Origin of the sequence: Micromonospora sp. NPDC007271 (assembly GCF_040634005.1) — a bacterium.
In the GTDB taxonomy this organism is placed as follows: domain Bacteria; phylum Actinomycetota; class Actinomycetes; order Mycobacteriales; family Micromonosporaceae; genus Micromonospora.
Genome location: NZ_JBEYER010000075.1, coordinates 14,961 through 38,188 on the forward strand (window position 1 = coordinate 14,961; position 23,228 = coordinate 38,188).

The following is a 23,228-nucleotide window of genomic DNA, read 5'->3' on the forward strand; positions in this document are numbered from 1 at the left end:
GATCACCTGTGCGGTCGTGGTGGGCCGGCCCTGGAGCCGGGCATGGGTGTAGATCCCGCTGGTCAGCGGGCGATCGCGTGACGTGGGTGGGAGCGGCGGTCACGCTTGGGCCGCCAGTCCCTAGAGCAGGCGGCAGGTCCCGGTCCGATCAGCCCGGCTCGGAACAAGCCGTACGTGATCCGCCGCGACGCGGCGTTCTCCAGTTCCTCCCGCAGGTCCCCACCGGGCAGGAGCGCATCGGGTCCGAGCAGGGCTTCGACAGCGGCCAGCGCGCCTGCGGTGTCCCCGTGGTCCAGGCGGGCGCGGATGTCGGGCAGGCACTCCGGTCGGCGTTGCGCCTCGCCGACCGCCCGCAGGCAGGGCAGCGGGGTGCCGGTCAGCGCGGCCAGCAGTTCCTCCCGGCGGATTTCCGCCGGGTCGTGGTCCAGCGGCGTGAGCGTGCCGTTCACCAGACCGATGCGGTGCCAGGCGCCCCGGCAGGCCACGAGACGGGGCGCTGCCGCCGGGCCCGGGGACGCCGGGGCGCCGGCCACCGGGTGACCGGGCGCGAGCGCCGACGCCACCAGCGGGTGAAGCCGGTCGACCTCGATCAGCCCGTGGCGCAGCAGCTCCAGGTCGGGTGCCGTCCAGGCCGCCGCGTCGGGCAGCACCGGCAGCCCGGCGACACGGCCAGCCCGCGGCGCCCCGGCGATCCGCGCCACGGGCGACGGCAGGTCCGCTCCGGACCGAGCGACGTCCAGGACCAGACGACGTCGAGGCCCGAGCCGCACCACCACGGCACCGCTGGTCCGGCCCTCGGCGTGAAGCAGCAACGCCGCTTCGGCCGCCCACCGGTGCACCGCGTAGCCGCATTCCCGCAGCGCGTCCCATGGCGGATCGGGGCGCATCGCGGCGGCGTCGTCGGGGGGCAGCTGTTGGGCGCCCGACCGGCTCCGCAGTTCGTCGGCTCTTCGCACGTCCCACAGGTGGCGGTGCAGGTCGAGGCGGAACCGACGATCGGGACGTGGATGCGGATGCGGGCGGTCGCCCTCGTCGCGGGAGCCGGCCCACAGCGTCAGGCTGATCCGCTGGCCCGCATCCGCCCAGGCCGGTGGCGTCCGGGCAACCAGATGCACCGGCTCGGCATCGTCGTGTTCCGCCAGGCCGTACCGGGCCAGCGAGACGGTCAGACCCGGGCGCAGCAGCCCGTCAGGGGCGATCCTCGGCAGGTGCCAGCGCAGCAGGTCCGGCGCGAGGTGCCGGAGATCGGCCCGCAGCCGGGCGGCCAGTTCCCGGCCGTGGCGGCGAGCCATGGCGCGTAGGTCCAGGTCGACGTCGATGCGCGCGGCCGCGCACGCACCGGCCCAGTCACCGACGTGACGACGAGCGGTCGCGGCTTCGATCATGGAGGGCGGCACGGCGTACTCGCGCACCCACCGCCAGAGGGAAAGGCGAGAATCCGCATTCGCGGCCGGGGAGCGCATCAGCACTCACCTTGCGCGAACCGGACCCCCAATCTGAGAGAGGAGTTCATCGCGGCGGAGCATAGCGCCCCGCCGCGAGCTTCGCCAGGATGTTGGCGGGCGGGCGCAACGTACTAGGCGGAGGCCGTGACCATGGCGGGCGGCACGGCAACTCCGGGCGCGCCGACGGAACGCGGTGTCCGTCGAATGTTCATGCCCGGCAGACCCGTGCGTCGTACCGAATTCATCTGGAGCGCGATGAGTTTCGCGGCGGCGGGCGGTCCTATCCGGGTGGCGGCCTCCCGGATCTCCTTCGTTGTCCGCGCGGCGGTGACCCGCGCGGACATCCCCATCCTGTGCGCCGAGCTCGCCGAGCTGCTGCGTGGCCGTGGTCCGGGCATCGTCAGCTGCGACGTGGGCGGCGTGCACCGGCCCGATTTGGTGACCGTCGAGGCGCTGGCCCGGCTGCGGTTGACCGCGCGGCGGCACGGCCGGCAGCTGGTCATCCGGGGAGCCGATCCCGGCCTGCTGCGACTCGTCGGCCTGCTCGGCCTGGCCGACGCGCTACCCGAGTCGAGCCGGCAGACCGAACAACGGGAAGAGGCGGGCGGTGTCGAGGAAGTTGGTGATCGCCGCGATCCGCCCGGCGGATAGCTCCAGCACGATCAGGGCCCACGGGTCGTGCCCCGAGCCGGTGGAGCTGGGCCGGTACTGCCCGAACGCCGGCATGCCGTTGGCCACGACCGGCACCAGACGCGATCCGCGGCAGCCGCTGCCCGTACCGGCCATCCAGGCGTGGATGTCGTCGTGGCCGCGCAGCCACAGCGGCAGCGGCGGCATCGACAGGGTCACGTCCTCGTGCAGCAGCGTGGTGAGCGCCTCGAGGTCGTACGCCTCGAAGGCCTTCACATAGCGCGCGAGCAGCGCCTTCTGCTCGTCGTCCAGCGGCTTGTACACGTCCGCGGCGGTGTCGGCCGCCGCGAGGGTGGCCCGGGCCCGCTGCAGGGCGCTGTTGACGCTCGCCACCGAGGTGTCGAGCAGCTCGGCCACCTCCTGCGCCGACCAGGCCAGCACCTCGCGCAGGATCAGCACGGCCCGCTGCCGCGGCGGCAGGTGCTGCAGCGCCGCGACGAACGCCAGCCGGACGGACTCGCGCTCGGCGACCACGGTGGCCGGGTCGCTGTTCTCCGGCAGCACCCGGCTGTCCGGCGCCGGGCCCACCCAGATCTCGTCGGGGCGCGGCTCTCCCGGCTCGGTGGCGCGGCCGGACCCGGCCGGGCCGAGATCCATCGGCAGGACCCGCCGCTGGGCGCTAGACAGCATCGTCAGGCACACGTTGGTCGCGATCCGGTACAGCCAGGACCGCAGCGCGGACCGGCCTTCGAACCGGTCGAAGCCGCGCCAGGCCCGCACGAAGGTGTCCTGCACGGCGTCCTCGGCCTCGAAGACGGACCCCAGCATCCGGTAGCAGTAGCCGGTCAGCTCCGACCGGTACGCCTCGAGCTGCGCCTCCACAGAAACACTGGTCGCCACATCACTCACCTGGCCCAACCTAGTCGAGCATCCTCCGGTACGGGCGTCTCGAAACTCGCCTCGCCGGCACCGATGAGTTTCCGCGGCCCGGCTGGTCAGTACCGGCGTCAGTTCGAGAAGAACCCGTGAGGAGCACGTCATGACCGCCACGCAGTGGAGCGCCGCCGGCTTGGGGCAGTACGCCGAGGTCAACGGCATCAACCTGTACTACGAGACGCACGGCACTGGACGCCCGATGATCCTGCTGCACGGAGGTCTCTGCTCGGGCGAGATGTTCGCGCCCATTCTGCCCGCGCTGACCGACCACCACCAGGTCGTCGTGGTCGACCTGCAGGGGCACGGCCGGACGGCCGACATCGACCGGCCGCTCGACGTGGCGCTGATGGCCGACGACGTCGCCGCACTCATCGACCACCTCGGGCTGGAGCGGCCCGACGTCGTCGGCTACTCCCTCGGTGGCGGGGTCGCACTCCAGGTCGCGATCAGGTATCCGCACCGGGTGGGCCGCCTGGTCTCGGCGTCGGCCAACATCCGCCGCGACGCCATCTACCCGGAGATGCTCCAGCAGCAGGGCCAGGTCAGCGGGGCGGCCGCCGAGTTCATGAAGGACACCCCGATGTACGAGCTCTACCAGCGGGTCGCCCCGCGGCCCGAGGACTTCCCCCGGCTGCTGGACAAGATCGGTGAGGCGATGGCGAAGGACTTCGACTACACCGAGGAGGTCCGCGGCCTGCAGGTGCCGACGCTGATCGTCGCCGCCGACGCGGACATGGCACCGCCGAGCCACTACGTCGAGGTCTTCAAGCTGCTCGACGGCGGGCTGCGCGACGGCGGCTGGGCCGGCGAGAGCCGGCCGAAGGGGGGCCACGCGCTGGCCATCCTGCCCGGGCTGACCCACTACGACATCGCCGTCTCCCCGCTCTTCGCCGCCGTCACGCTCGCCTTCCTCGACAAGCAGGAATGAGCTGCTGCTGCGCCGCCCGGCGGCCCTGAGCCGCCGGGCAGGTCGCGGGTCGGGACGCGCGACCAGCGCTGGCCTAGGCTGCGGCTGGTGGGTTACTGGGGCACGGTCGTGGTGGCGCGGCCGCAGGGGCTGCTGGCCGAGCAGGACGGCATTGGTGGGTTCGGCCACCAGCATCATTGGCTGCGCGAACTGGGCGACCGGTGGCAGCTGGTGGAGACCAGCGGATGGCAGGATCCGCCGGACCTGCTCGCCCCGTGCCAGGCGGTGGCGGCGTCGACAGGGCATCCCGTCTTTGCCGCGTACGTCAGCGATGGTGACTGCGCGGTGATGTGCGCGGCGACGCCGGGCGCGGTGGGGCCGCTGACCCACCTGTGGGACCTCGGTGGGCCGTGCGGGGTGTATCGGCATCAGCCGGAGGGCATGCCGGCGCCCGTCGGCCGCGGAGTCGACGAGGTGGTCGCGGACCTGACTGAATGGTCTGCCTCTGCCGGTCTGCGGGCGGACGGCTCGGCGTTGCGCGCCGTGCTCACCGATGACCGGAGCGCGGCCTGGAAGCCGGCGGACGATCTGGTGTTCGACCTGGTTAAGGCGCTCGGGGTGGCCCGGATCGGTCGGACGCTGCCGTGGGCGTTCCCGATTGATCGTCGGCCGTTCACCCTGATCACCGACTTTATGGGCCTGGCGACCCGGGCGCGGTCGCGGGCGGTGTACCGGCAGGCCGAGGAGGAGGACGGGGAGATGCCGGAGCCGGCGCAGCCGTGGGAGGGGGCGGCGATCGCGCTCGAAGAGGAGCTGTGGGCATCGTTGTACCGCACCGGGGTGGACGTGGCGGCGTTGGCGCGCCGGGCCGTCGAGGTGCGAGTCGCGTACGAGGCTGCCAGCGAGAGGCGCGCAGGCCGGGCGGCCGTGGACCCGGATAGGTTGTTCGAGTCGCTCTTCGCTGGTCTGGTGGACGGCACCCTGCAACCGGATGCCCCTGAGGACTCGGGCCGCCGGTGGGCTGACGAGCGGGCGACCGGGTGATGGGCCTGGACCGTCACCGCCCAGAGCTGATCCCTACCGAGCGCCGTGCCACGCGTCCGGCCGCGCTATAACGACGTGATGAGAACACTGCCGACCCTTGTCGTCGTCAGCGGACCGTCGGGGGCTGGCAAGACGACACTCGCCCACCTGCTCGCCCGCCGGATCGGCTGTCCGGCGATCTGCCGGGACGAGATCAAGGAGGGCATGGTCCACGCGGTCGGCGGCTTCACCGCCACACCGAGCGACGAGTTGACCCTTCGGACCCTGCCGACGTTCTTCAAGGTGCTGCAGCTGCTCCTGGCCGCAGGTGTCACCACGGTCGCCGAGGCAGCTTTCCAGGACCGCCTCTGGCGCCCCGGCCTCCAGCCGTTGATCGCGATTGCCGACATTCGGGTCGTGCACTGCCAGGTCGCCGCGCAGCGGGCCTTCGACCGCATCCAGCGACGGCAGGAGGAGGACCTGATCCGGCGGGCCCACGCCGACGCGTACCTCGGCGATCTTCAGACCCACGCCGTCGGCCACCACGGCTTCCAGCCCGTCCGGCTCGACGTGCCCGAGATCGAGGTGGACACCAGCGACGGCTACCGTCCTGGACTCGACGAGATCCTTGCCTTCGTGAACGCCGGACGATGAGCGGCCGTGGTTCTTGGCGAAGCGACGCGGTGACCCGGACGGCCAGGCCGACCGCCCGGAGTTCCGGGGACGCCACCGGCGTGGGAAGGTCCGTTGAGGACGACCGTCTGCGACATGCTGAGGTGGTCAACGGCCTGGGCCCGCGCAGCGCCCCGGCCCCACCATGGACTCCTTGCCGAGAGGAGCGAGCAGACATGTCGCGGAACCTCGAGACCGTCAACACCTACCTGGACGGCTTCCGCAAGAACGATCACGAACAGATCCTGTCCTGTCTGACCGACGACATCGAGTGGACCGTCTTCGGTGCCTTCCGCCTGTCCGGCAAGGAGGCCATCGACGGGGCGCCCGTATTCATCGACCCTCCCGAACTGGAGGTCGTACGCATGGTCGAGCAGGGCGACGTCGTCATGGCGGAGCTGACCGGCACGGCGAAGCGCGCCGTGGGCGGCGAGATGCGCATGTCGATGGCCGAGGTGTTCCTCATGCGCGACGGCAAGATCGCTGAGCGCCGGGCCTGGTGATCGAGCTGAAGGAGAACGACTACCGCTGAGTCGGCCCGCCGGAGGACGCGTCCCCGCCACCGCTCCCCTACGCCGGTCGCCGCTCCAGCAGGTCGAGGATCGCCTCGGCCGCGTTCCCCGGCCCGTCCGTACGGTCGTAGGCGGCGCGGATCCGGGCCGCCGCCCGGCGGTAGGAGTCGTCGGCGAGCATCTGACCGGCCACGGCGGTCATCCGGCTCGTCGCCGCGTGTCGCAGCGGCATCAGGCGCGCGGCACCGACCCGTTCCAGCAGAGCCAGGTTGAGATCCTGCTCGGGCTGCAACGGGATGCCCAGCACCGGCGTCCCGGCGGCCATCGCGGTCTGGACGCTGCCCTGCCCTCCGGCGGTGATCGCCAACCGCACCGCCGGCATCACGCGGTGGCTGGGCAGCACCCCGCCGACCACGACCTGCTCGCCGTCGTCCAGGTCGGCCAGGTCGTGGGCGGTGGCGGCGACCAGCACCCGGACCGACAGTGCGCGGACCGCGCCGACGACCTTGCGGACCAGCTCCGGCTCGGTGGAGTTGAGCGCCACGTAGACGATCGGGTCGGGCCGGCGCAGGAACTCGGCGACCCGGGGTGGCATGGCGACGTCGAGTCGGGCGTAGAGCGGCCCGCTGTAGCGCAGCCGCGTCTGCGGGCGGTAGCCGGGCCGGCCGCGCGGGTGCCACGCCGCCAGTTCCTCGGCCGGGATGCCGAGGACCTCCGGTACCTCGGGCACCAGGGTCAGGTCGCCGAGGACGAGCGCGGCGAGGCTCGGCACCCGGGGCGCGCCGAGTTCGGCCGCCACCCGGTTGAACCCGCCGCAGTAGAAGGGGACCCGGTTGGGCAGCGTGTTCGAGAGGCGGCGCAGCAGGCCGGCCGGGAGGAAGGAGAACCGCCGCTGCGACGGGGCCGGCAGCAGTCCCCGCTCGTACGTCGGCGGCACCCAGCAGCCGGCGTGCTCGGTGACCAGGTGCGCTCCGGCGAGCCGGGTGGAGAGCAGGGTGGTGAGGGTGAAGCCGGTGACCACCACCCGGACCCGGTGCCGCCGGAAGTAGGCGACCTCGGCGCGGACGTACTGGCGCAGCTCGTCGTCGGTGTACATGCTCTGGCCGACGAAGCCCATGCCGATCTCGTCGCGGATGAACCGGGCGCACCGGCTCTCGGTCATCCGCGGGCCCACCTGGTCGTACGGGACGCCGACCTCGCGCAGCACCCGCTCGTAGGTGCCGCCGTGGGTGGCGATCCGGGCGGGCACCCGCCGGTGCCGCAGCGCGTGGTAGATCTCCAGCATCCGGGAGGTGGAGGAGAGGAAGCCGCAGTGCGGCATCAGGCAGATCACCGGACCGGTCCGTCCTCCCGGGCCGGCCGTGGTGCGGGAACGGGCGTGACGGCGGGAACGGGCGTGACGGCGGGAACGGGCGTGGTGTCGGGGGCGGTCGCGGTCTCGGCCGCCTGGCGTGCCCGGGCCAGGACCCGGTCGACCGGGACGCCGGCGTGCCGCGCGGCGGCCAGCGCGTCGTCGTACTCCGGCTGCACGGTCACCACCTCGTCGCCGAGATAGCCGCGTTTGACCCGCACGGTCCGCCCGGCGTACGGCACTTCCACCTGGTCCCGCCGCAACTGCCGGCGCTGGACACTGGAGATCCGCACCCCGAGCGTCGTGGTGTGGGTGAAGAGCAGGTGGCAGACCAGGTCGAGTTCCTGCTCGCCGGTGAGCACGCTGACCTGCTGGCCGGGGCGCCCCTTGCGCATCAGCACCGGGGTGCACCAGGCGTCGGCCGCGCCGGCGGCCCGCAGCGCGTCGAGCAGGTCTGGCCAGATCCGCGGGTCGAGGTCGTCGACGGTGCTGTCCACCCGGTGCAGGGGGACATCCCGCCACCGCCGGGCCGCCGCGGCCGGGGCGGTGCCCGTCCCGACGAGTACCCGCAGCACGTTGGGGTGCCCGGCCGGGTCGCGCGACCCGGCACCGACGCCGACGGCGCGCGGCACCAGCGTTGGCGGCGGCCCCCAACCGGTCGCCACCGTGGCCAGCAGCGCGGCGCCGGAGGGGGTGCAGAGCTCCATCCGGGCGGGGTGGGCGGCGATCGGCGCGCCGGCCGCGGTGAGGATCTCCAGCACGGCCGGCACCGGCACCGGCAGTGGCCCGTGCGCCGTGCGGACCGTGCCCGACCCGACCGCCACTGGGCCGACCATCCTGATCGGCGCGTCGAGCAGGTCCAGGTCGGCGAGGGCGAGGCCGCAGCCGACCAGGTCGACGATCGCGTCGAGGGCGCCGACCTCGTGGAAGTGGATCTCGGCGACGGGTACGCCGTGCACCCGGGCCTCCGCCTCGGCGAGCCGGCGGAAGGCGGCCACCGCGAAGGCCTCGACCGCCCGGGGCAGGCCGGCCGCGGCGATCCGGGCGGTGATCTCGGCGAAGCCCCGGTGGGTGCCGGTGTCCGGCGCCGTGACCAGCAGTTGTGTGGCCCGCAGGCCGTGCCGGCGCACCTCGCGTGCCCGAAGGTCGACGGGCTCCACGCCGAGCCGGTCGACGCCGGCCCGGACGGCGGCCAGATCGGCGCCGGCGTCGAGCAGGGCGGCGAGCAGCATGTCCCCGGCCGCGCCGTTGCCGGGGTCGATCCAGACGGCGGCGCCGGGTTCCGGCGCCGCGTCACCGGCGGGCTCGGGCGCGACCTGCGGACGGCCGCCGGCCAGAGCCGGTGGCGGGGCGTCGTCGCGGTCGGCCGTCGGCAGCGGCCCGGTGCCCGGCTCAGCCATGGGTGGCCTGTCCGGGCCGGCGGCGGGCGATGCGGGCGGCGGCGACGCCCGCCCCGAAGCCGTTGTCGACGTTGACCGTCAGCACCCCGGGGGCGCAGCTGTTCAGCATGCCGAGCCAGGCGGTCAGGCCGTCCAGGTGCCACCCGTAGCCCACGCTGGTCGGCACGGCGATGAGTGGCACGCCGATCAGGCCGCCGATCACCGCCGGCAGGGCCGCTTCCATCCCGGCGACGGCGACCACCACGTCGGCGCCGGCCAGCCGGTCGCGCTCGCCGAGCAGGCGGTGCAGGCCGGCCACCCCGACGTCGACGATCACGTCGGGCACCGACCCGAACGCCGCGACGGTCGCCGCGCACTCGCGGACCACGGGCAGGTCGCTGGTGCCGCCGCAGGCGACGGCGACCCGGCCGTGGCCGGCCCGGGGTGGACCGAGGACGACGAGCCGGCCGGCCACGTCCACCGTGGATTCGCCGAACTCGGCGGCGCAGCGGTGCAGCGCCTCGTCGCTGAGCCGGGTGGCGAGCACCGGAGTGTCCGGATGCGCCGCGCGCAGCGCGCGCAGGGCCGCGACCACCTGCGTAGCGGTCTTGCCCGCGCCGAACACCACCTCCGGGTCGCCGGTGCGGGTGATCCGATCGGTGTCGAGCCGCGCGAATCCCAGGTCGATGAATTCCGGTGCGGACACATTGACCTCCTTCCGGTAGGGTGGCCCTCGTGGAACACCAGGACAGCGTGCATCTGGTCGCCAGTCAGCTTGTCAAGGAATTCACACGATACGGCACGACGCTCGTTTTGTTCTCCGCCGGAGTTGACTCCAGTGTGGTGCTCGCCGCCGCGGTGCGCGCCCTCGGCGTGGCCCGGGTCGCCGCAGTCACGGCCGCGTCGCCGGCGGTGCCGGCCGCCGAGCTCGCCGCCGCGCGGAGCTTCTGCGACGGCCTCGGGGTGCCCCACCACGTCGTCCACACCGACGAGCTGGACGTCGCCGGCTACCGGGACAACGGCCCCCGCCGCTGCTACTTCTGCAAGAGCACGCTGGTCGACGCGGCCCGGGAACTGGCCGACCGGCACGGCTACGAGACCCTGGTCACCGGCACCAACGCCTCGGACGTGCGGGCGGGTTTCCGGCCGGGCATCCGCGCGGCCGGCGAGCGGGGGGCTCGCACTCCCCTGGCCGACCTGGGGCTGGACAAGTCGCAGGTGCGGGCGATCGCCCGGCGCTGGGGGCTCGCCACGGCCGAGAAGCCGGCGGCGGCCTGCCTGTCCAGCCGAATCGCCTTCGGGATACCGATCTCCCCCGCCCGGCTGGCCCGGGTGGAGCGGGCCGAGCTGACGGTCCGGCAGTTGCTCGCCGCGCAGGGCGTGGTCGACCTGCGCGTCCGGGACCTCGGTGACGCGGTCCGCGTGGAGGTGGACGGCGGCCTGGTCGAGCGGGTCCGGGCCGACGAGCGGGTGGCGGCCGCGATCCGCGCCGCCGGGTTCGGCACGGCCCCGCTGACCGTGGAGGCGTTCCGGTCCGGCGCAATGAACGAGCTGTTGCCGGACGCGGCCCGCTGGCGCTGACCGGAGCGCTCCGGCAACTCGGCTCTGGCGCTGCCGCCGATCGGCGGTATCCTCACATGATGAATTCGACGCCGACGCGAAGGCGGTGAACCGGTGCCGACGCCCGACTGGACCCTCGACGGGGCTCACGTGCTGCTCACCGGCGCCACCGGGTTCCTCGGCCAGGCGACCCTGGAACGGCTGCTCTCCGACTTTCCGACGACCCGGGTGACGGTGCTGATCCGGGCCCGCGGCACCACGTCGGCCGCCGAACGGCTCGCCAGCCTGGCCCGCAAGCCGGTCTTCCGTACACTGCGGCGGCGCATCGGCGCCGACGGGATCGCCGCGGCCATGGCCGGCCGCGTCGCGGTGGTCGAGGGCGACCTCGCCGACGGCGTGCCGATCCTGCCCGACAACCTCACCACCGTCATCCACTGCGCCTCGACGGTCTCCTTCGACCCGCCCATCGACGAGGCGTTCCAGGCCAACGTCGAGGGCCTGGTGAACCTCTACGAGGCGGTGCGAGCCCTGCCGCGCGCGCCGCACGTGCTGCACGTCTCGACCGCCTACGTGGCCGGCGCCCGCAAGGGCGTCGTCGCCGAGAACTCGCTGGAGCACGACGTGGACTGGCGGGCCGAACTCGCGGCGGCCCGCGCCGCCCGGGCGGAGGTCGAGCGGGCCTCCCGCCGGCCGGAGGCGCTGCGGGCCCTGCTCGCCGCCGCTCGCGCCGAGCACGGCAAGGCCGGCCCGCAGACCACGGCCCGGGCGGCCGAGAAGGCCCGCCGGGAGCAGGTGACCGAACGGCTCGTCGACTACGGCCGTACCCGGGCGCAGAGCCTGGGCTGGCCGGACGTCTACACCTTCACCAAGGCCCTCGGCGAACGGGTCGCCGAGGAGTACGCCCGGGAGGCGAACCTCGCCGTCTCGGTGGTCCGGCCGGCGATCGTCCAGAGCGCCCTGCGGCACCCGTACCCGGGCTGGTTCGACTCCTTCAAGATGATGGACCCGATCATCCTGGCGTACGGGCGGGGCGCGCTGCCGGACTTCCCCGGGCTCCCCGACGGCGTGGTCGACCTCGTCCCCATCGACCTGGTCACCAACGCCACCCTGGCGATCGCGGCGGTCGAACCCGAACCGGGCCGGCCCGCCTATTACCACATCGGCACCGGCGCCCGGAACCCGCTGACCCTGCGGCAGCTCGACGAGAACATCCGCAGCTACTTCCGGCGCCATCCCCTGCCCGACGCCGGGCGCCGCGGGCACATCCTCGTGCCGACCTGGCGGTTCCCCGGGGCGCGGAAGATCGAGCGGATGCTGCGGACCGGTGAGCGGGCCGTGTCGATGGCCGAGCGCAACCTGCTGCGGCTGCCGGCCTCGCCCCGGACCCGCGAGTGGATGACGAAGGTGCACAAGGAGTCCCGCCGGGTCGAGCTGCTGCGCCGGCTCTCCACTCTCTACGGTGTCTACGCCGAGGTGGAAGCGATCTACACCGACACCCGGACGGTCGACCTCCACCGGCGCCTGCCGGCCGAGCGGGCCGCCGCGTTCGGCTTCGACGTGGCCGACCTGTCCTGGTCGCACTACCTCCAGGAGGTGCACTGCCCCAGCATCACGGCGCTGCTGCGCCAGCAGGTCACCCGCAGACCGGCGGCCGGCGCCGCGGCGCTGCCCCGCGGCGGCGACATCGTCGCCGTCTTCGACCTGGAGGGCACGGTGGTCGCCTCCAACCTCATCGAGTCGTTCCTCTGGGCCCGCCTGCTGGACCGGCGTACCGGCGGCTGGGCCGGGGAGATCGCCGCACTCGCCGCCGCCACCCCCCGCTACCTGCGGGCCGAGCACCGCAGCCGCGGCGAGTTCATCAGGACCTTCATGCGCCGGTACGCCGGGGCGTCGGAGGAGGCACTGCGGGAACTGGTCCGCGAGCGGGTCGGCGACGCGCTGCTGCGCCGGGCCATGCCGGAGGCGATCCGGCGGATCCGGGCCCACCGCGCCGCCGGCCACCGCACGATCCTCATCACCGGCTCCGCCGACATCCTGATCGAGTCGCTCGCCCCTCTCTTCGACGAGGTGGTGTCGAGCCGGCTGCACACCCGCGACGGCGTGCTGACCGGCTTCCTGGCGGCGCCGCCCCTGGTCGGGGAGGCGCGGATGGCCTGGGTCCGCGGGTACGCCGAGCGGGTCGGCGCCGACCTGACCCGCTCGTACGCCTACGGCGACAGCTATTCCGACCGGCCGCTGCTGGAAGGGGTCGGCAACCCGGTGGCGGTCAACCCGGACCCGCGGCTGTTCCGGCACGCCAAGCGGGCGAACTGGCCGGTGGCCGAGTGGGGCGGCCACACCCAGGGGCCGGTCGAGACGATGCTCGAGATCGCCGCCGTCTCCACCGGCGGCGGCGTCGGCGGGAGGGAGCACTGATGCTGGCGCTGGAGTACCGCCGCTCCCCGGCCCGGTTCCTCACCGTCCGCGGAGCCAGTTCCACCCGGTTCGGCGCCCGGATGTCCGGGGCGCTCGCCACCAACGTCGCGCCGCTGCGGCTGGTCAACCACGCCGAGCCGGCCCGCCCGGCGACCGGCTGGACCCGGCTCAAGCCGCTGCTCTCCGGCATCTGCGGCTCCGACCTGAGCCTGCTCACCGGCCGTTCCTCGCCCTACCTGGGCGCGCTCGTGTCGATGCCGTTCGTGCCCGGGCACGAGGTGGTCGCCGAGACCCTCGACGACCTTCCCGGCCTGGCCAGGGGGACCCGCGTGGTGGTCGACCCGGTGCTCTCCTGCGTGGCCCGGGCGGTGCCCCCGTGCCGCTGGTGCCAGGTGGGCCGACACAGCCGGTGCGACCGGATCACCGGCGGTCGGCTGGCCGCCGGCCTGCAGACCGGATTCTGCACCGACACCGGCGGCGGCTGGAGCCGGCGGATGCTCGCCCACGCCAGCCAGCTCCACCCCGTGCCCGACGGGCTCGACGACCACCGGGCGGTGCTGACCGAGCCGCTCGCCTGTGCCATCCACTCGGTACGGCGGGTCGCGATCCCGGACGGCGCCGCTGCCCTCGTGGTCGGCGCGGGCACGGTGGGGCTGCTGACCGTGCTGGCCCTGCGGGCGGCCACCCGGGTCGGGCCGATCTACGTCATCGCCAAGCACGGCCACCAGCGGGAACGCGCCCGGGCCCTGGGCGCCACCGAGGTGTTCGAGCCGTCCCGCGCGGCCCGGGCGCTGCGCCGGGCCTGCGGCGGCACCCTGGAGCACCCGGTGCTCGGCCCCGAGTTCCTGCTCGGCGGCGCCGACCTGGCGTACGAGTGCAGCGGCGCGGCCAGCGGCCTCGACACGGCGCTGCGCCTGGTGCGGGCCGGCGGCACGGTCGTCCTCTCCGGCATGCCCTCCGGCCGGGTGGACCTGACCCCGGTCTGGTTCCGCGAACTGCGCCTCGTCGGCTCGTACGCCTCCGACGGGCGCGGCGTGCCGGAGGGCGCGGACGGTGCCAGCACGGCCGACGCCGCCGGCGCGGCGGACGGCAGCGGCGTGGCGGAGCCGGGTGACGAGCCGGCCGACCGGGCCGGCCAGTTCGCGGAGGCGCTGACGCTGGCCGCGGCGGCACCCCTGGACGGCTACGTCAACGCCGTCTACTCGCTGTCGCGGTGGCGCGAGGCGATCGGCCACGCCGCACGCGCCGGCGAGCTCGGCACCATCAAGGTCGCCTTCGATCCGAGGCGTAACTAGCCGGGGCAACCCGAGGGCCACAGGAGAGGGACATCCCATGAGCAGACCCGGATTCGTGCTGGAAGTCGACGAGCGGACCCCGTCCCTGCTGGTGCACGAGGGCGACGGGTTCCGCCTGGAGCGGTTCCCGCTCGGGACCCGGGTGGTCTACCCGCCGGACTCGCTGCCGGCGCTGCCGGACGTCGACGCCGCCATCCGGCGGGCGCTGCTCCACCCCGTCGACGCCGAACCGCTGCCTGCGCTGCTGCGGGCCGGCATGCGGCTGACCATCGTCTTCGACGACATCTCCATCCCGCTGCCGCAGATGCGCCCGCCCGACATCCGGCAGCGGGTCATCGAGCAGGTGCTGGAGTTCGCCGCCGAGGCCGGCGTCGACGACGTCGAACTCGTCGCCGCGAACTCGCTGCACCGGCGGATGACCCCGGCCGAGCTCAAACGCATCGTCGGCGAACGGGTCTTCCGGGCCTTCTTCCCGGCGCACCTGCGCAACCACGACGCGGAGGACCCGGACGGGCTGACCCACCTGGGCACCACCCGGCACGGCGAGGACGTCGAGATCAACCGGCGGGCCGCGGAGAGCGACCTGATCGTCTACGTCAACGTCAACCTCACCGCGATGAGCGGCGGCAGCAAGTCGGTCACCGTCGGCCTGGCCTCGTACCGCAGCCTGCGGCACCACCACAACGTGCACACGCTGCGCCACTCGCGCTCGTTCAACGACCCGGCCAACTCCGCCATGCACCACTCGTACGACCGGATGGCCGACGTCCTCAACGACCACGTCAAGGTGTTCACCGTCGAGACGACGGTCAACTCCGACGCCTTTCCCACGCAACTTGGCTTCCTCAACCGCCGGGAGTGGGAGTGGCGCCTCGCCGACCAGGCCGCCTACCTGGCGGTCAAGCGCGCCAACGACCTCACCCCGCCGAAGCTGCGCAGGCAGCTGTGGCAACGCAACAACGCCCCGTACGGGGTGACCGGGGTGCACGCCGGGGCACCGGCGTCGGTGCACCCGCTCACCCTGGCCAACGTGCACCGGCAGCAGTTGACCGAGGTGCCGGGGCAGAGCGACATCGGGGTGTGGGGACTGCCCTACATCTGCCCGTACAACGTCAACTCCATCATGAATCCGATCCTGGTGATGTCGCTCGGGCTCGGCTACTTCTTCAACCTCTACCGCAACCAGCCGATCGTGCGGCCGGGCGGGGTGGCGATCTTCTACCACCCGATGCCCAACGAGTTCCACCCGGTGCACCACCCGAGCTACATCGACTTCTTCGAAGAGGTCCTCAGCGAGACGACCGACCCGGTGGCGATCGAGACCAAGTACGAGCAGCAGTACGCCACCGACCCGTGGTACGTCCACCTGTACCGGAAGAGCTACGCCTACCACGGCGTGCACCCGTTCTACATGTGGTACTGGGGCGCGCACGCGATGGAGCACCTGGGCGACGTCATCTTCGTCGGTGCCGACCGGCGGACCGCGGCGCGGATGGGTTTCCGCGCCGCGTCGACGCTCAACGACGCGCTGGAGATGGCCCGTGACACCGTCGGGTCGAGCCCCAGCATCACCTACCTGCACGCGCCGCCACTGACCCTGGCGGACGTGCGATGAGCGGAGGCGAGGAGGCGGCATGGGGCTGATCCGCGAGTTCAAGAACCTCCGCGGCCGGCGCGACTGGCGGGGTCGCTCGACCACACCGCGCTCGGCGGAGCCGTACGAGCTGGCACCGGAGCCCACCCAGTTCCCCACCGCCTGGGCGCGCACCCGGGCGGCGCGGGTGGTCCGCTTCGGCCTCCAACGCGGCGTGCTCAAGTCGGTCGCGTGGACGCAGACCCGGCCGGTGGTACGCGGCACCGAGTACCTCGACGGGGTGCCCGGCCCGGTGATCTTCGTTGCCAACCACGCCAGCCACCTGGACGCACCGCTGATCCTCGGGTCGGTGCCGCGCCGGTTCGCGCACCGCGTCGCCGTGGGCGCGGCCGCCGACTACTTCTTCGACGCCCGCTGGCGGGCCGTGGTGACCTCCCTGGTCTTCAACGCGTTCCCGATCGAGCGGCACAGCGACCGGCGGCAGCGCAGCCTTGCTCCCACCCTGCTCGGCGAGGGCTGGAGCCTGCTGCTCTTCCCCGAGAGCAGCCGCTCGCAGGACGGCTGGATGAGCGGCATGCGGCTGGGCGCCGCCCACCTCTGCTGCTCCCGCAACATTCCAGCGGTCCCCATCGCGTTGCGGGGCACCTTCGCGGCCATGCCCCGGGGGCGCAACTGGCCGATGCCGGGCCGCCCCGGCGTCGTCGTGCGCTACGGGCGGCCGTTGTGGCCGGCGGAGGGAGAGAGCCCGCGCGACTTCCACCAGCGGATCGTCACCGCCGTGGCACGGCTCTGGTCCGAGGAGGAGCTGGGCTGGTACCGGTCGCTGCGGCTGACGCCGCGGGCCGCCACCACCCGCACCGTCGGCCCGCAGGGGGCGAGCTGGCGACGGGTCTGGGCGGCCACCCGGGAGTTGCCGGTCACGGACAGCCGCCCCACCCGGCGGGTCTGGCCGGCCGGCCCCCGCTGACCGGCCCCGGCTCCGGGGTCGGTCGGCGCCGACCGGCCGCGGAGCCGGTCACTCCTGCTGCGGTGCCGACACCGGCGGGGCCGTGGACCAGGCCGCGTCGTGGTCGGCCTTGCGCAGCATCTCCTCCTCGCGCGCGGCCACCCGGGACATGGCGAACCGCAGCAGCGGCGGCGCCATCAGCGAGGTGACCATCGCCACCAGCGCGATGATGGTGAACGAGGAGATGTCCAGGACGCCGAGTCGCAGGCCCACCATCGCCACCACGATCTCGACGACGCCGCGTGCGTTCATGCCCGCCCCGACCGCCAGCCCCTCCCAGTGGCCGAGCCGGCTCCACCGGGCGCCGGCATAGGCGCCCACGAACTTGCCGACGATCGCCGCCGACAGCACCACCACCGCCGCGAGCAGGACCGGTGGGTCGAGCAGGACGGCCAGGTCCATCCGGAGCCCGGCGGTGGCGAGGAAGATCGGCGCGAGCACCGACAGGACGACGGTGCGCAGCGGGGCGAGACGTTGCCGCTGCTCCAGGGGAAGCTCGCCGATCAGGATCCCGGCGATGAAGGCGCCGAAGACCGCCTCCATGTGCAGGGCCTGGGTGGTCAGGGCGCCCGCCAGGATGATGACCACGCTGGTGGTCAGGATCGGGCCGCCCTCGGCGGATCGGCCGGCCAGCCGCAGCACCCGGCGTACCAGCGGCCGGGCGATCAGGAAGGCGAACAGCACGAAGCCCACGAGGTAGAGCACCGACCGGGTGACCTGGGCCGCGTGCAGGCCCACGGTCGCCATCGCGGAGACGATGGAGAGCAGGAACCAGCCGACCGTGTCGTCCACCATCCCGGCCGTCATGATGAGCTGCCCCACGTCGCGGTGGATCAGCTTCATGTCGGCGAGCGTCTTGGCGATCACCGGGATGGCGGTGAGGCACATCGCGACGGCGAGGAAGACGGTGAAGACCGGGCGTTCGGTGGTGTCCGGGATCAGGGCCGCCGGCGCCGACAGCCCGATCAGCACGCCGAAGGTGATCGTCACCAGCAGTCCACCGACGCTGATCCGGGCGGCCGAGGTGCCCCGGCGACGCAGCACCTTGGTGTCCAGTGAGGTGCCGGCCACCCCGACCAGGAGCAGGACGCCGAGCTGCGCCACCGCGTCGAGCAGGTGCATCTGGTCCGGGTCCGGCGGGAACAGCCACGAGTGGGCCGCCGGCACGAGGTTGCCCAGCAGCGAGGGGCCGAGGATCATGCCCGCGATCAGCTCCCCCACGATCGCCGGCAGTCCGAAGCGGGCGGCGAGCCGCCCGAGCAGCAGGCCGAGCAGGAGCAGCGCGGCGAGCTGGGCGAGCAGCGTGACCAGCAGGTCGGCGCCGAGCGGCGGGATGGGAGCGGTCACGTCCGGCTCCTGTCGTGGATGAAGGTGGCCAGCCGGTCCAACCCTCGGTCGATCTGCTCCGGGGTGAGCAGGCTGATCGACAGTCGAATCTGCCGCCGCCCGCCGCCGTCGCCGTCGCCGTAGAAGTGGTGCATCGGCGTCCAGAGCACGCCGAAGTCGCGGGCGCAGGTTTCGAGCAGCGCGTCGTCGGCGGTGAAGGGAACGGTGAGCACGGCGAAGAAGCCGCCGGTGGGGGCGTTCCACCGCACGGCGGCCGGGTGCCGCCCGGCGCCGGGGAACCGGGCGGCCAGCCCGTCGAGGAGCCGCCGCAGGTTGCGCCGGTAGGCCACCGCCTCGCGTTCGTTGGCCCGGACCAGGCTGTGGTCGTACGTCAGCAGCTTGCCGGCGACGACGGCCTGGGCGAGCGGGGAGGTGTTGACGGTGAGCATGCTCTTGATCTTGGAAAGCTCGTCGGCGAGCAGTCCCACCTGCCGGCCCTCCACCCGCACCACCTGGTCGGCGACCAGGTAACCGACCCGCGCGCCCGGCATCCCGGTCTTGGCGAACGAGCCGAGGTAGACGACCCGCTGGTGCCGGTCGAGCGCCTTGAGCGTCGGCGGCCGCTCCCCGCCGGCGTGGAACAGCCCGTACGGGTTGTCCTCGAGCAGCAGGATGTCCAGCTCGGCGGCGGCCCGCAGCAGCGCCAGCCGGTGCCCCCGGTCGATGCTCAGTCCCGACGGGTTGGCGAAGTCGGGCACCAGGTAGAGGGCTCGGGGGCGCTGGCCGGCCGCACGCGCCGCCGCCACCACCGTCGCGAGGTGGGCGAGGTCGACGCCGCGGTCGCCGCCGTCGACCGGCAGCACCGGCATGTCGACCAGCTGGGCGGCGCCCCGGATGCCGACGTAGTTCGGCGAGACGGCGAGCAGCACGTCGCGGACGTCGGCGCGCAGCGCCCGCAGCAGCAGATTCATTCCTTCCTGCGCGCCGACGGTGACCACCACCGCCTCCGGGTCGACGTGGATGCCCTCGTCCACCGCCAGGTTGCGGGCCACCAGCTCGTGGATGACGCCCTTGGTGCGGCCGTACTGCATGAGCGCCCGGTTGACCTGCCGCTCGTCGTACCCCCGCTCGGCGCGCAGGTAGCGGCAGAACCGGCGCAGGTAGCGGTGCACGTCCTCGACGTCGAAGAACTCCTCGTACGGCCGGCCCGCGGCGAACGAGATCGCCTCCGGGAACCGGTTGGCGATCTCGTTGAGCAGGTTCATGGAGTCGAACAGCGGGTCGCCCAGCGACTCGTGCAGGTCCCGCCGGTCCAGGATCAGGCGCGGGGTCGCCCCGGCGCCCACCGCCGCGGTGGCGGCGTCCGGCAGGGCCTCGGCGGTCACAGCTGGCCCTGGGTCTTGATCCGCTCCGCCTCGACCGCCTCGTAGAGGGCCTTGATGTTGCCGCTGCCGAAGGTACGGGCACCCAGCCGCTCGATCACCTCGAAGAAGAACGTCCGCCGCGGATGGGTGGACCGCGCGAAAATCTGGAAGAGCTGCCCGTCGTGGTCCTCGTCGACCAGGATGCCGCGGGCGCGCAACTGCTCCACGTCGTAGCGGCTGAGGTCGAGTCGGCGGCCGAGCAGGTCGTAGTAGGCGCCGGGGGTGGCGAGGAACTCGACGCCGCGGGACATCAGCGCGCCGATCGACGCCACGATGTCCTCGCTGCCCAGCGCGATGTGCTGGACACCCGCGCCGTCGTGCTCCTTGAGGAAGTCGTCGATCTGGCCGGTGGAGCCGCTGGTGTCCGGCTCGATCAGGGTGAACGTCACCCCGCGGCACGGGCTCTGTACGACCTTCGAGAACATCGCCTGCGTGCCGACCGCGATCCGCTCCTCGAAGGTGACCTCGAAGGCGAGGACATCCGTGTAGTAGTCCACCGTCGTCCCGAGCGTGCCCGGTTCCAGGCAGACCGCGAAGTGGTCGACCCCGGTCAGCAGGGGCAGGGGCAGCGGCCGGTCGGCGCCGGGGACCTCGACCGGCGCCTCCCCGGTGAAGCCGGGCAACGCGCCGTCCCCCGCGCCGGCGGGGCGTTGCACGAAGGTGTGGGTCACGTCGCCGAAGGCCCCGATCGCCGAGGTCACGAAGCCGTCCTGCGCGGCCGGCTCCGCCACCACCCGGCCGCCCCGGGCGACTGCGGCCCGCAGCGCCCCCACCGCGTCCGGTGTGCGCATCGCGATGTTCCCGACCCCGTCACCGTGCCGTTGCACGTACAGGGTCGCCGGGTGGTCGTCGTCGCGGCCCTCGGTCAGCACGAACACGCTCGGGCCCTGCCGGAGCAGAACCGACCGGTGGTCGCCCGGGACGTCGCGGGCGCCGACCGCGGTGAAGCCGTAGCGCAGGACCAGATCGCAGGCGCTCGTGGCGGCGTCGGCCACGTAGAACTCGACATGGTCGACGGTGAGGTCACGAAACTCGCTGGGTGCGGTCACAAGGTCCTCCTCGCGGGCCGTCGGGGGCCCGGTACGGTCAGAAGATCGGCGCTGCCGCGGGGGCGGAGAGCTCGCCGAGATAGGGATGCCAGAGGTGCTCGGGGTCCTGCTCGACGGCTCGGATCACTTCCCGCATCTGGACCAGCGCGACCGGCTCGGCCTCGTCGTACATGTTGCCCTGCAACATCTTCAGCACGTCCAGGCGGTACCGCGGATCCTGCACGAAGGCGGTGAAGAGGATGTTCAACCGGTAGTAGACCGAGATGAACTCGTACCAGTTGCGCACCCCGCGGCGCAGCAGGGTCTCGTACGTCGTGAACCGTTCCCGCTTGAAGTCCCCGGCCTGCGCCGCCGCCACGATGTCCCGACAGGCGAGTCGGGCGCTGTTGAGGGCGATACTGACCCCGGTCGAGAAGATCGGGTCGACGAAGCGGGCCGCGTCGCCGATCATCACGAAGTTGTCGCCGCAGATCTGTCGCATCGCGTAGCTGTAGTCGCCCTCGGACTTGAACGGCCGGACCTGCTTGGCGCCGCGCAGCGCGGTGAGCAGCTCCGGCCGGCTGCCGACGCACTCCCAGAAGAAGGCGTCGAGGTCGGTACGGGCGGCGGCGGCGAACCGCTTCTTCTGGGTCACCACGCCGACCGAGGTGATCGTCTCGGTGATCGGGATCTGCCAGACCCAGCTGTCGGTGAGCGGCAGGAAGTGGATGAAGATGTAGTCGGCCTTGGTCTTGTCGACCGAGAGCGCCTGGCGGTCGAAGCCGTCGAACCAGGTGTGGATCGCGTACTGGTTGAAGACCGGATCAGCGACCTTGACCTTCAACTGGTTGCCCAGCGCGGTGTGCCGGCCGCTGGCGTCGACCACCATCCGCACCGGCACCTCACGGTGCTGGTCGCCGGTGCGGACCGCCAGCACGGGCAGCTCGCCGTCGAAGTCGACCCGGTTGACCCGCGCGCCCTCGTGGACGGTGGCACCCAGCTTGGCGGCGTGTTCGAGCAGGATCTGGTCGAACCGTCCCCGGTCGACGTGGAACGTGTAGTCACGGTCCACCCCGGCCTGGTCCCGCTCGTTGAACATGACTTCGGCGAGCCGAAAGTCGTGGGTGAGGTTGGTGAACCCGAGGTGGCTCACCGGGCGGGTCTCGGCGGACGTCCAGGCGGCGCCGTACTTCTTCGGGAAACCCGCGGCCTCGACCGCGTCCATCGCGCCGATCTCCAGCAGCACCGGTGTCGTGGCCGGAACCAGCGATTCGCCCACGTGCTCCCGGGGGAACCGCTCCCCTTCGAAGACCACGACCGACAGACCCGCCTTCGCCAGGTAGGACGCCGCGGTCGAGCCGGCTGGGCCGCCCCCGATGATGCCGATGTCGAACTCTGCTTCCACGTCGCCCTCCGTTGGCTGGGACCGTCGGCCGTCGTCAGGTTTTCGGCAGCGACAACACCAGGTCGGTGACGGTGTTGAGGCTGTGGAAGTGGCGGCCGGTGATGTGTGTGGGGGGCACCTCCACCGCCAGCTCCTCCCGCAGGAACGAGATGAGCCGAGCGGTGTTCATCGAGTTCAGGACTCCCCATTCGAGCAGCGGGGAGTCGGCGCGCAGCTCGCTGGCGACCCCGTCGTCCTGCTCCCGCAACAGCTCCTGCCGTACGTAGCTGGTGAGTCGGCGGAGAATCTCCTCGCGTTGGCCTGCGGACACGGACGCCTCCAAGTCGGCGGATCTCGCTCTGGCCCCAGGTGGGGCGGCATCGGCGAGAGATCGCCCCGTCTTCCCCTCCTGATGACATCTCTACCTGATGAATTCTAGGGAGCGCGCCTCGTACGTCAAGCCGTGGCGGCGGACGATCTCGGGTCGGATGGGCGACCCCCGGGCCGGCAGCGCGGACACCGCGACGCGCTCAGCCCCTTACCGAGAGTGAACGGGCGGCGGGAGGTGGACCTGGCCGGGCGGAGCGTCGACGCGGCGCGGCGACGGTCAGAGGAGCCCGGCGAGGTAGGTCTGGATCGCCTTTCCGGTACCGGCGGCGAGCGCGGCCGGCGTCAGCGCGGCCAGCTCCGGCACGCGGTAGACGTACCGGCTGGTGGCGAGACCGATCAGGTGGGAGCCGACCAGCGCGGCGCGCAGCCTGGGCTCCGGACGCCCCAGCGCCTCGGCCAACGGCAGGATCACCACGTCGCCGAGGAACCCGCGCAGCGCCTCCGCGGCCTCGTCGTTCTCGGTGGCCGAGCGGAGCACGGCGGTGAGCCGCTCCCGGGCCTCCGGCTCGTCCCAGTAGGTGAAGAAGAACTCGACGGTGCGCTCACCGGCCCTGCCCCGGGGGCCGGCCATCACTCGCGAGACCAGGTCCGGAGGGTTCAGCGCGCCCCGCACCGCCGCCTCGAAGAGCCCCTCCTTGGTGAGGAAGAAGTGGTGGATCAACGCGCTGTCGACGCCGGCCTCCTGCGCGATGGTCCGCATCGTGGTGCCCTCGTAGCCGTGTTCGGCGAACTGGCCGCGGGCGATGTCCAGGATGAGCCGGTGACTGACAGTGGGACCGGACCGTCGGCCTGTCCTCTTTCCCGCGCTGACAACGGGAACGTCGTCGTTCACCGGCCGTCCTTCCTCGCAAACCACTCGGCGCAGATCCTACCCGGCGATAGCGGCGAGTTCACCGACTGGGGCATCTGACACTTGACACCCCACTACGCAGCGGCCATAGCATGGCGCAG

Annotated in this window: 21 protein-coding genes; 10 read left to right on the forward strand and 11 right to left on the reverse strand. The window is 72.8% G+C overall.

The annotated features are described in order from the left end of the window. Positions 1–62: 62 nt before the first annotated feature. Positions 63–1,463 carry a hypothetical protein gene (locus tag ABZ570_RS24030; protein WP_358067695.1) on the reverse strand — a complete coding sequence of 467 codons (1,401 nt, stop codon included), beginning with the start codon at positions 1,461–1,463 and terminating at the stop codon, positions 63–65. A gap of 132 nt (positions 1,464–1,595) precedes the next feature. Between ABZ570_RS24030 and ABZ570_RS24035 the strand changes: the two genes are divergently transcribed. Next, entirely contained in the window at positions 1,596–2,096 is a 501-nt protein-coding gene (locus ABZ570_RS24035) for an STAS domain-containing protein (RefSeq protein WP_358067698.1), read from the forward strand. Here the strand turns inward: ABZ570_RS24035 and ABZ570_RS24040 are convergent. Beyond that, positions 2,007–2,984: a sigma-70 family RNA polymerase sigma factor gene (locus tag ABZ570_RS24040; RefSeq protein ID WP_358067700.1), complete on the reverse strand. Its 978-nt coding sequence runs from the start codon at positions 2,982–2,984 to the stop codon at positions 2,007–2,009. The two genes, ABZ570_RS24035 and ABZ570_RS24040, sit on opposite strands and share 90 nt — an antisense overlap. A 130-nt stretch (positions 2,985–3,114) precedes the next feature. Between ABZ570_RS24040 and ABZ570_RS24045 the strand changes: the two genes are divergently transcribed. The 4 genes from ABZ570_RS24045 to ABZ570_RS24060 all read left to right on the forward strand — a co-directional run bounded on the left by ABZ570_RS24045 (position 3,115) and on the right by ABZ570_RS24060 (position 6,116). Further along, positions 3,115–3,939, forward strand: coding sequence for an alpha/beta hydrolase (locus tag ABZ570_RS24045; protein WP_358067703.1), 825 nt, complete (start codon positions 3,115–3,117; stop codon positions 3,937–3,939). A gap of 87 nt (positions 3,940–4,026) precedes the next feature. Then, a complete protein-coding gene (locus ABZ570_RS24050; protein WP_358067706.1) occupies positions 4,027–4,962 on the forward strand; it encodes a hypothetical protein in 936 nt (311 codons plus the stop codon). Between the two features lie 78 nt (positions 4,963–5,040). Continuing rightward, positions 5,041–5,595: an AAA family ATPase gene (locus tag ABZ570_RS24055; protein ID WP_358067709.1), complete on the forward strand. Its 555-nt coding sequence runs from the start codon at positions 5,041–5,043 to the stop codon at positions 5,593–5,595. A 194-nt stretch (positions 5,596–5,789) separates the two neighbouring features. Beyond that, the gene (locus ABZ570_RS24060; RefSeq protein ID WP_358067712.1) at positions 5,790–6,116 is read left to right on the forward strand and encodes a nuclear transport factor 2 family protein; all 327 of its coding nucleotides are present in this window, start codon (positions 5,790–5,792) and stop codon (positions 6,114–6,116) included. A 67-nt stretch (positions 6,117–6,183) separates the two neighbouring features. Here ABZ570_RS24060 and ABZ570_RS24065 read toward each other — a convergent pair whose 3' ends face one another. From ABZ570_RS24065 to larB, 3 genes are read right to left on the reverse strand one after another with little or no spacing between them, the layout of a single operon-like run. Beyond that, a complete protein-coding gene (locus ABZ570_RS24065) occupies positions 6,184–7,458 on the reverse strand; it encodes a nucleotide disphospho-sugar-binding domain-containing protein (protein ID WP_358067715.1) in 1,275 nt (424 codons plus the stop codon). Further along, positions 7,455–8,876 carry a nickel pincer cofactor biosynthesis protein LarC gene (gene larC, locus ABZ570_RS24070; RefSeq protein ID WP_358067718.1) on the reverse strand — a complete coding sequence of 474 codons (1,422 nt, stop codon included), beginning with the start codon at positions 8,874–8,876 and terminating at the stop codon, positions 7,455–7,457. Before larC ends, ABZ570_RS24065 begins: the two co-directional genes overlap by 4 nt. Then, positions 8,869–9,561: a nickel pincer cofactor biosynthesis protein LarB gene (larB, locus tag ABZ570_RS24075; protein ID WP_358067721.1), complete on the reverse strand. Its 693-nt coding sequence runs from the start codon at positions 9,559–9,561 to the stop codon at positions 8,869–8,871. Before larB ends, larC begins: the two co-directional genes overlap by 8 nt. A gap of 29 nt (positions 9,562–9,590) precedes the next feature. On the opposite strand from larB, the gene larE reads away from it, so the two are divergent. The 5 genes from larE to ABZ570_RS24100 all read left to right on the forward strand — a co-directional run bounded on the left by larE (position 9,591) and on the right by ABZ570_RS24100 (position 16,686). Then, positions 9,591–10,436 (forward strand): ATP-dependent sacrificial sulfur transferase LarE, encoded by an 846-nt coding sequence (gene larE / locus ABZ570_RS24080; RefSeq protein WP_358067724.1) that lies wholly within the window; start codon positions 9,591–9,593, stop codon positions 10,434–10,436. A 93-nt stretch (positions 10,437–10,529) separates the two neighbouring features. Further along, positions 10,530–12,830, forward strand: coding sequence for an HAD-IB family hydrolase (locus ABZ570_RS24085; RefSeq protein ID WP_358067727.1), 2,301 nt, complete (start codon positions 10,530–10,532; stop codon positions 12,828–12,830). Continuing rightward, positions 12,830–14,125, forward strand: coding sequence for a zinc-binding dehydrogenase (locus ABZ570_RS24090; protein ID WP_358067730.1), 1,296 nt, complete (start codon positions 12,830–12,832; stop codon positions 14,123–14,125). Before ABZ570_RS24085 ends, ABZ570_RS24090 begins: the two co-directional genes overlap by 1 nt. Positions 14,126–14,162: 37 nt before the next feature. Next, complete coding sequence (locus ABZ570_RS24095; protein WP_358067733.1) at positions 14,163–15,740, forward strand: lactate racemase domain-containing protein; 1,578 nt, start codon at positions 14,163–14,165, stop codon at positions 15,738–15,740. A gap of 19 nt (positions 15,741–15,759) precedes the next feature. Continuing rightward, positions 15,760–16,686, forward strand: a complete 927-nt coding sequence (locus tag ABZ570_RS24100; protein WP_358067736.1) for a lysophospholipid acyltransferase family protein — start codon at positions 15,760–15,762, stop codon at positions 16,684–16,686. Positions 16,687–16,734: 48 nt separating this feature from the next. On the opposite strand, the gene ABZ570_RS24105 is transcribed toward ABZ570_RS24100, so the two are convergent. From ABZ570_RS24105 to ABZ570_RS24130, 6 genes are all read right to left on the reverse strand, one after another. Next, entirely contained in the window at positions 16,735–18,072 is a 1,338-nt protein-coding gene (locus ABZ570_RS24105; protein ID WP_358067739.1) for a cation:proton antiporter, read from the reverse strand. After that, complete coding sequence (locus ABZ570_RS24110; RefSeq protein ID WP_358067754.1) at positions 18,069–19,316, reverse strand: PLP-dependent aminotransferase family protein; 1,248 nt, start codon at positions 19,314–19,316, stop codon at positions 18,069–18,071. The genes ABZ570_RS24105 and ABZ570_RS24110 overlap by 4 nt, the downstream gene beginning before the upstream one ends. Positions 19,317–19,432: 116 nt before the next feature. Then, positions 19,433–20,524, reverse strand: coding sequence for a 4-hydroxyphenylpyruvate dioxygenase (hppD, locus tag ABZ570_RS24115; RefSeq protein ID WP_358067742.1), 1,092 nt, complete (start codon positions 20,522–20,524; stop codon positions 19,433–19,435). A 37-nt stretch (positions 20,525–20,561) separates the two neighbouring features. Beyond that, a complete protein-coding gene (locus ABZ570_RS24120) occupies positions 20,562–21,908 on the reverse strand; it encodes an NAD(P)/FAD-dependent oxidoreductase (RefSeq protein WP_358067745.1) in 1,347 nt (448 codons plus the stop codon). Between the two features lie 34 nt (positions 21,909–21,942). Next, positions 21,943–22,218: a phosphopantetheine-binding protein gene (locus ABZ570_RS24125; RefSeq protein ID WP_358067748.1), complete on the reverse strand. Its 276-nt coding sequence runs from the start codon at positions 22,216–22,218 to the stop codon at positions 21,943–21,945. A 276-nt stretch (positions 22,219–22,494) separates the two neighbouring features. Further along, positions 22,495–23,109 (reverse strand): TetR family transcriptional regulator, encoded by a 615-nt coding sequence (locus tag ABZ570_RS24130; RefSeq protein ID WP_358067751.1) that lies wholly within the window; start codon positions 23,107–23,109, stop codon positions 22,495–22,497. Positions 23,110–23,228 lie beyond the last annotated feature (119 nt).